Raw genomic sequence first — 7,186 nt, 5'->3', positions numbered from 1 at the left:
CCCTGACCACCTCATGAGCACGCTTCGGCACGGTCTCCGCCAGATCCAGTACCGCAGCGACCTCATCGACGGATGCCTCGCCGAAACCGGGCTCACCTTAACGACATCACGCCAACAAGGTCAGTAGTGCCTGCTACGACGATGGTCTGTCCGTCGGCCTGTCCGATGGCCACGGCGCGTACGGGAGACATGACTTCGTGGTTGCGCAGCTCCACTTCGTCGTCGAGGTCCCAGACGCTGATTTCGCTGCTGCGCAGCGTCGGTTCCGCGCCGTCGTCGATATCCCAAATGTCACTCTCGCCATCGTCGTACATCCGGTCGAGTTCGTCGTTGGGCCCGGTGCCCACCACGACGACGCTGTGGCCCTGGTGCATGCCTGCTGCCACGGCGTTGACCGGCCTGCCATAGACCCTGCGCCGACCGATCTCGCCTCCGGTCATCGGATCCCAGCAACCGACTTGACCCTCGAGAGCGTCATCCGTTCCTTCCTCGAGGGAGCGCCACTCGTAGGCGGGGATGGGCCGGGCGCCCGCGATGACGGCAACGACCCGGCCCTGGGTCCGGGCCACCGTGACGGAACGCACCTCCAGGGGGACGGTGAAGGCTGGGCCTACTTCTTGGCCGGTCACGAGATCCCAGGTGCGGACTGTGGACAGGTAGTCGTCATGGGTCCTGGCGACGGTGACCACGATCTCGCGGCCCTGCAGGCGACCGACAGCCAGCGCGCTAACGGGAGCCGCAGTGTGGGGCAGCGTGCGATGGGCGGATTCAGGCGACCACGTGGACCAGGCGATCTCCCAGCCTTCGGGATGGCGTCGGTTCACCTGTCCGACGACCTCATGAGCGCCCCGGAGGCCGGCGATCGTCCGCAGACAGTCCGCTGCTTGCTGTTCCTGCGTGGGGTCGAGCACATGCTGGATGAGCTGATAGCACTCGACCGCAGCACGGGCAGCAGAACTGCGTGCCTGATGCAGGTGAGGCGCGAGCCAACTGCGTTCCGCAGCGAGCAGGAACATCGCGTCGGCGAGGAATGGATCCAGCACGCCTGCCTGCGCAGCGTGTCCGGCCACATGAGCCCGGGCGTAATGCGGGGCGCGCCACCAGGCGATGCCGTGTTCATCCGTGGGAACCGAGGCGACCAAAACTTCCGTGATGGCCCGGTGTGCTCGAGCGGAGTCGAGTCCGATTCGGGCGAGGTCGTCACGCAGATGCACCGCCAGGGCCTGGTGGAAGAGCCGCCAGCCGCTGCCGGTGTAACTCACCAGGTCGCCGGCCCCCATGTCGCGTAGGAGCCTGAGATCGGTGGCCCGGTATGTGGCGGTGCCCAGTCTGGTGGCGAGATCTGCCCACAGGTCGTCGTCCAGTCCGTCGCCCTCTGCGTAGGCAAGAGGCGTCAGCAGGTCACGCAACCACCGTGCCCCGCCAGGCAGTCGCCTGCCGGCCGAGTCGAGGTACAGGCGCATCGCGTCGCCGACACGGGACGGGAAGCCGTCCCAGCCGGCGGCATCGATGTCGACCACCGAGTCCCGGCTGATCAGGTCACCGGCGATGAGCCGGCCGATGAGAAAACTCGTGCCGGCTGAACGCGAGACGGCGGCGCCCACACGTTCGGGGACGTCACCAGGATGCCCGAAGTACGGGTTGGTCAGCCCGGGCACGGGTTCGGTTTGTCTCAGTGTTGCGGTGACAAACGCACTGATGTCAGCCTGGTCGAAGTAGTCAGGGTCGTCGAGGTCCAGGCGGTGGCATCCGGTCAGCAAGTGGACGAGATCACGACGGGTGCCCAGCAACAGCCGGAGCTCGCGAGGCCCAGACGGGTCGATCAACGGGTGCACAAGGTCGAGGACCAGCCGATCCCGGTCCGGAGCCTCGTCGATCGCATCGATCATGATTGTCACGGGGCGTTCGAGGCCGCAGAGCGCGGCGGGTAGTTCCTCCGGCGTGCAGCCGAGGCCTGCCGCCTCGCTAATCTGTCGCGCGATCTGCTCGCTCGTCTTGCCTCGCGCGTGCACCGCGATATGGATGCGCTCACGCGAAGGCAGTGCCAGTAGACGGGCAAGCAGTGTGGACTTTCCCGACCCCGGTCCGCCTGTGACGACGTATGACATGGGCGAATCGCCGTCCAGCCACCGTGTAAGTTCCGCCAGAGCCCGGAGCCGCCCGGTGAAGTACCGCCCTCGACCACCGGATCCGGCGGCCTTGTGGGGGTCGAAGTAGGACTGAAACTCGCGGTCGACAGCCGGAGTCGATCCCTGTTCGGGTGCCTTCTCGGCGCGCATCACTCGGGCGCGGGCATCACACCATGGCGCGGGATTCCTCCCACAGGCCTTAACAAATCGCTGCAAGGTGCGGGCCTGGGGGACGCGAGTCGTGCCGTCCAAAATCGCCTGCACGGTCGCCGAGCCGAGCTCGGCTGCCGCTGCCAGGCGGTGGATGCTCCAGCTGCCCTCGACGAACAAGGCGCGCAACTGCTCATGCAGCTCTTCAGCTGTCCTGATCTTTGTTGGATCCGACCGAACCATCGCCGCCCTCCGGCCAACCGGTCACAGCCCACCGTTCGGTTTCGTTCGGAAAGCCGAACGGAAAGCTGCGTCCGCCTGCACCAACTCTCAAATCGCCTAACCATATCGAATCCGAACATCCCTGACCCTCAGGATGCTCTCGACCACCGAACCCAATTCCGGTCGCACAAAGGAGAGCCATGCGAGAGACGAGCAGGCGATCAGAAACCCGGCGCATCGCTCGCCGGCTGGCGCGAACGCTAGTTATCGCCACGGCACAAGGGTTGGGCACCGGACTGGGTGCCGCCATCATCAGCTTGGTCATCTGGAGGCTCGACCGCTGACCGTATGTCCGAGGCCACCGAGGCCACCGAGGCCACCGAGGCCACCGAGCCCATCAAGGCCACGCACCACGACTGGGTCTCCTCGCTCCGACGCACCCGCATCGTCGTTGAGGGCCTCGGCAACATCTGCCGCTCCCCGTACGCCCGCTTGGCGGGCCTGCGTGACAGGTGGGCGGGTGGGCCCGCCCACCAGGAGATGCTCGCCATTGCCTTCGCTCGCGGGTTCGATCTCACCGGCCACAGCGCGACGCAGGTGACACCGCAGTTGATCGCATGGGCCGATGTCGGTTTGGCCATGGACCGCGGGGTCCTGGACGGACTGCGCGGCCAGACGAGCAGCACCAGCGTCACCGACCTCGCCCTCTACCTGGGTGAGGGCCGGGACGTGCCCGACCCCTACGCAGGGGAAAAGGCCGGCTACACCACGTGCGCCGACCTCGTAGAGGAGCATGCACACCGGCATCTTCCCTGAAGACCGGCCGTGGCCATGGCCGATGCCACTGGCGCATCAGGCGCCGTTCGCCCCGTTGGGTGCGTGGCGGGGATGTTGGTGCGGGGATATGGGATGCCGTTGTGTCGTGGTGCGCGAGCCTCGCCGCTGAGGCGTGGTCGGCCCTATGGTGCGGGGATGGGTGACTGGCCGGCAAGGATCGAAGTCCCTGACGTGGTCGCGATGACGGGACTTGGATCAGCAACTGCCGCTGAGCATGGTGATCGCTTATCAAGAGCCGCCGCCCGGAACCATGGCAGCACCTGCCGCGGCGATCGGGATTTGGACGACGTTGGATCCGCTGCCTGTGTGTTCTCCTCGATCAGCCGACGCTGGTAGGCGGTCGTCACCGCGTAACGCACCTCTACGAAGTCGACCTGCTGTGCCGGCTGCCGAAATCGCTGCGCGAGATCCTGGGGACGGCACTGTTCCGTCTGTCCACCCTCACCGACCGGGAGCGCCAGATTCTTGGGTTACTCGTCTTCGCCGAGGAGTACGGTGAACTCGCGAGGTCGCTGGGGATAGCCGAGTGCACTGTCAAGTTCCATGTCGCGAACCTGCGCACCAAGCTGGGCGGGTTGAGTCGGCTCCAGCTGTGCCAGGTGGCCCTGCTGGATCTGGCCGGTCTGCCGGAGACCACCGAGATCTGCGGCGCGCATCCGGCGCGGTGAGTGGGTTGGGCCCGCCGCCTTCGTCCTTCCGTTCCCTGTGGGGCGATGCCCGATCGGCGCTCCTCAAACCGAGCACATCGGTGCCGATGCCACGCTTGCGGCCCCGGCTCTTCTTGCCCGGGTCCAGCCCGATCGTCTCCTTGGGCGTGTTGACCGAGGCGTGCACGGTCTGGGAGTCCATGACGACCACGGACGGGTCCTCGCGCCGGCCCTTCGGCTCGCGGACCTGCCGGCGCAGCAGATCGTGGATGGTCTGGTCGGTGCCGTCGAGGCCCCAGCGGGCGCCGGTGGCGATCGGCCAGGCGGCTGTGAGGGCGGTGTCGTAGTGGAGCTGGTTGAGGCGGTCGGTGAGGTAGCGGTGGCAGGTGGTGACGGCCTCGCTGCGGGCGGCGGGAAGCTGTTCAGCTCCGGCCTGGTCGGTCATCTCGGTGGTGGCGCGGTCGGCGTGCCCGGTGAGGATCGCGGTGAGTTTTGGCCGCGGCCCAGGTCTCGGCGTCGCGGCTGCCGGGCGGGTGGGAGGCGTGCGCAGCCTGTTCCCGGGAAGGAAGGCGCGTCGGATTGTCCGGTGCAGGTGGTGGTGCGGCGTACGGGGCGCCGTCACCATGAGGCAAGTATGTGGTCAGTACCGACGAGGTCGAGTTGGCGAGGTCCCCCAGGAGTCCCGCGCCCATCACATCCCTCTCCGCTATCTGCACAAGTTGTTCCATGAGGAGGGTCGCACTGCCGCGGGGTGGATCCGCGGGCTCCGACTGGACTGTTGTCACCGTGACCTCGCTGATCCCGGGTCGGCCGCTCTGCCGATCCGTGCGAACGCCTCGCGGTGGGGGTTTTGCAATGCCGCACATTTCAGCCGGGCCTTCCGTGATGCCTTCGGTCTCTCCGCGCGAGTTCCGACGGCCGTGCGCAACAGTGCACGCAGACTGAAGTGTTGTGCGCGCGTCCCTAACGACGGGTCCTGCCCGCAGCGCGCACCCTCATGGAAACGCGGGACCCACGTGGGACATCCCGCTGTCCGGCGCGAAGACGGGAGACTTCCATGGCAAGGAAACGGCGAAGCAGACACCTTCTTCAACAGCTCACGGTCGTCGCGTTAGGGCTCGCGACCGTCGTCACCCTGTCGACGGCCCCAGCGAACGCCCTGCTCCTCAAGCCCACTGCCTACGGCGATACGGGCGACAAGCCCATCATCGGAGACTGGGACGGGGTCGACGGCGACGAGATCGGCATCTACCGGAACGGTGTCTTCCACCTCCCCGGCTACCCTCCCCTCCCGTACGGGGACCGGGATGACATCCCCATCGCCGGCGACTGGAACGGCGACGGCATCGACACGGTGGGCGTCTACCGGCCGAGCACGCGCACCTTCCACCGGCTCGGCTTCAGCACCACGATCACCTTCGGAAACCCCGGTGACCTGCCCATCGTCGGGGACTGGAACGCCAACGGCAGTGACGAACTCGGCGTCTACCGGCGCAGCAACAGCACCTTTTACATGCACCCGGACCTGCCGCCCATCCTTTATGGCAACCCCTGGGACCTCCCTGTCATCGGCGACTGGAATGGCGGTGGCGGCGTCGACCACATCGGCGTCTACCGGCCGGACAACCGCACCTTCTACCCCCAGGGTCAGGATCCCATCACCTACGGTGATCCGGACGATCAACCGATCGCGGGCGACTGGAAGAACACCAGATACGACATGATTGGTGTCTACCGGCCCAGCAACAGCACCTTCTACCCGTACCTGAGCTGACGGCGTCGCAGTCGCCTCCCGGTGCGCCGACCTTTGTGCTGATAGGGCGTGCCGGAGGGGACTTCGCTCGGAGACCGATGGATTGCAGGAGCAGGCGGACCGCCAACCGACCGTGATGCCCCCAATGCCGGATGGACGATGGGCCGGAGCTCGTTTCGGGCTGCACGGAGGATTTCAGTGGGCGGGGCTGTGATCTGTGGGGCGGCTTGACGGCGGACATGTGATGCTCCCCGTAATGTCCACGAGCGTGCTCGGTGCGAGGTCCTGCGACTCGCACCGACGGCGCATCGCGGTCAGCAGGTAGGCGTAGCCCTGGCCCGGGACCCGGGCCGCCGTGACCGTGTCGTAGGCGGACTGGCATGCCCTGCCGGCCTCGTCGTCCCGTAGTGCGCCTCACCGGGGTGGAGCAATTGTCAAGACCCGTGAATGGCTGGTCACCAGGTCTAGGCCGTGTGTCGAAAGTAGATCTTGGACTGTGAATGATCACGGTTCATAGGGCGGGGCGGCCGCCCGTCTGGCTTCGGCGGCGGCTGATCGACGGCATACGGTTCCGGGTTCGGACAGGTGTGCCCTGGCGGGACGTGCCTGTCGAGTACGGACCGTGGAGCCGGGTCTACGATCTTTTCCGCCGATAGCAGCGGAACGGCACCTGGCAGCGGATCCTCACCCGGCTCCAGTCCCTGGCCGACGCGGAGAGTGCGATCACGTGCGACCTGAGCGTCCACTCCACGGTATGCCGCGCCCATCAGCATGCGGCCGGGGCCCGTAAGCGGGGCGACCTGCAGAAAGAACCACCCGGCGGTGTCTTCACCGAGCTCCGTGATCACGGACTGGGACGGTCGAGAGGTGAGTTCATCACCTAGCTCCACCTCGCCGTCGAGCAGGGCCAGAAGCCTATGTCGATCGTGATCACGGCCGGGCAGCGCGGGGACTCTCCGCAGTTCGAACCCGTACTGGAGAAGGTCCGCGTGCCCCGCATCGGGCCAGGCCGGCCACGCGTTCGTCCCAATCGTGTCCGCGCGGATAAGGCATACGCCTCCCGAAAGAACCGCGCCTACCTACATCGCCGAGGGATCCGTTGCACCATCCCGGACAAGGTCGACCAGTCGTGCAACCGCCGAAAGCTCGGCTCCCACGGCGGCCGACCGCCGCATTTCGACCGGGACGACTACCGCGAGCGCCACGCGGTCCAGTGCGGGATCAACCGTCTTAAGAGACATCGCGCCGTCGCCACGCGATACGACAAGCTCGCCGTCCGAGACGAGACGACTGTGCTGATCGCAGTCCTCAACGAATGGCTTTACTGACCTTGTTGGCGTGATGTCGTTAAGGTGAGCCCGGTTTCGGCGAGGCATCCGTCGATGAGGTCGCTGCGGTACTGGATCTGGCGGAGACCGTGCCGAAGCGTGCTCATGAGGTGGTCAGGG

General features: G+C 66.6%; 6 protein-coding genes and 4 pseudogenes. 7 read left to right on the top strand and 3 right to left on the bottom strand.

The genetic code is table 11. The features are described 5' to 3' along the window. A pseudogene (locus tag HLK59_RS51710) lies at positions 1–127 on the top strand (IS630 family transposase); the annotation flags it as partial. Here HLK59_RS51710 and HLK59_RS46565 read toward each other — a convergent pair. Next, positions 93–2,522, bottom strand: coding sequence for an ATP-binding protein (locus tag HLK59_RS46565; RefSeq protein WP_171147740.1), 2,430 nt, complete (start codon positions 2,520–2,522; stop codon positions 93–95). The pseudogene HLK59_RS51710 and the gene HLK59_RS46565 sit on opposite strands and share 35 nt — an antisense overlap. Before the next feature lie 327 nt (positions 2,523–2,849). Between HLK59_RS46565 and HLK59_RS46560 the strand changes: the two genes are divergently transcribed. Continuing rightward, a complete protein-coding gene (locus HLK59_RS46560) occupies positions 2,850–3,317 on the top strand; it encodes a low molecular weight phosphotyrosine protein phosphatase (RefSeq protein WP_171147739.1) in 468 nt (155 codons plus the stop codon). Positions 3,318–3,565: 248 nt separating this feature from the next. Beyond that, on the top strand, positions 3,566–4,006 hold the full coding sequence (locus HLK59_RS52565; RefSeq protein WP_346779989.1) for a LuxR C-terminal-related transcriptional regulator: 441 nt from the start codon (positions 3,566–3,568) through the stop codon (positions 4,004–4,006). A gap of 289 nt (positions 4,007–4,295) precedes the next feature. On the opposite strand, the pseudogene HLK59_RS46545 reads toward HLK59_RS52565, so the two are convergent. Continuing rightward, positions 4,296–4,536: pseudogene (locus HLK59_RS46545) on the bottom strand (ISKra4 family transposase); the annotation flags it as partial. A gap of 72 nt (positions 4,537–4,608) precedes the next feature. Between HLK59_RS46545 and HLK59_RS46540 the strand changes: the two are divergent. The 4 genes and pseudogenes from HLK59_RS46540 to HLK59_RS51700 all read left to right on the top strand — a co-directional run. Next, entirely contained in the window at positions 4,609–5,100 is a 492-nt protein-coding gene (locus HLK59_RS46540) for a helix-turn-helix domain-containing protein (RefSeq protein ID WP_171147738.1), read from the top strand. Further along, positions 5,043–5,759 (top strand): hypothetical protein, encoded by a 717-nt coding sequence (locus HLK59_RS46535; RefSeq protein ID WP_171147737.1) that lies wholly within the window; start codon positions 5,043–5,045, stop codon positions 5,757–5,759. Before HLK59_RS46540 ends, HLK59_RS46535 begins: the two co-directional genes overlap by 58 nt. Before the next feature lie 479 nt (positions 5,760–6,238). Next, positions 6,239–6,394, top strand: coding sequence for a transposase (locus HLK59_RS51705; protein WP_240983041.1), 156 nt, complete (start codon positions 6,239–6,241; stop codon positions 6,392–6,394). A 240-nt stretch (positions 6,395–6,634) separates the two neighbouring features. Beyond that, positions 6,635–7,066: pseudogene (locus tag HLK59_RS51700) on the top strand (transposase); the annotation flags it as partial. Here HLK59_RS51700 and HLK59_RS51695 read toward each other — a convergent pair. After that, positions 7,060–7,186: pseudogene (locus HLK59_RS51695) on the bottom strand (IS630 family transposase); the annotation flags it as partial. The pseudogenes HLK59_RS51700 and HLK59_RS51695 overlap by 7 nt on opposite strands.

This window comes from Streptomyces sp. S3(2020) (genome assembly GCF_013044505.1).
Classification (GTDB): domain Bacteria; phylum Actinomycetota; class Actinomycetes; order Streptomycetales; family Streptomycetaceae; genus Streptomyces.
The sequence above is the reverse complement of the archived record's forward strand: the minus strand, read 5'-3'. Positions and strand labels throughout refer to the sequence as shown.

Bases quoted from the DNA above. Each gene is read 5' to 3' on its own strand.
- HLK59_RS46565 (WP_171147740.1), bottom strand. From the start codon at position 2,522: ATGGTTCGGTCGGATCCAACAAAGATCAGGACAGCTGAAGAGCTGCAT.
- HLK59_RS46560 (WP_171147739.1), top strand. From the start codon at position 2,850: ATGTCCGAGGCCACCGAGGCCACCGAGGCCACCGAGGCCACCGAGCCC.
- HLK59_RS46540 (WP_171147738.1), top strand. From the start codon at position 4,609: ATGAGGCAAGTATGTGGTCAGTACCGACGAGGTCGAGTTGGCGAGGTC.
- HLK59_RS46535 (WP_171147737.1), top strand. From the start codon at position 5,043: ATGGCAAGGAAACGGCGAAGCAGACACCTTCTTCAACAGCTCACGGTC.
- HLK59_RS51705 (WP_240983041.1), top strand. From the start codon at position 6,239: ATGATCACGGTTCATAGGGCGGGGCGGCCGCCCGTCTGGCTTCGGCGG.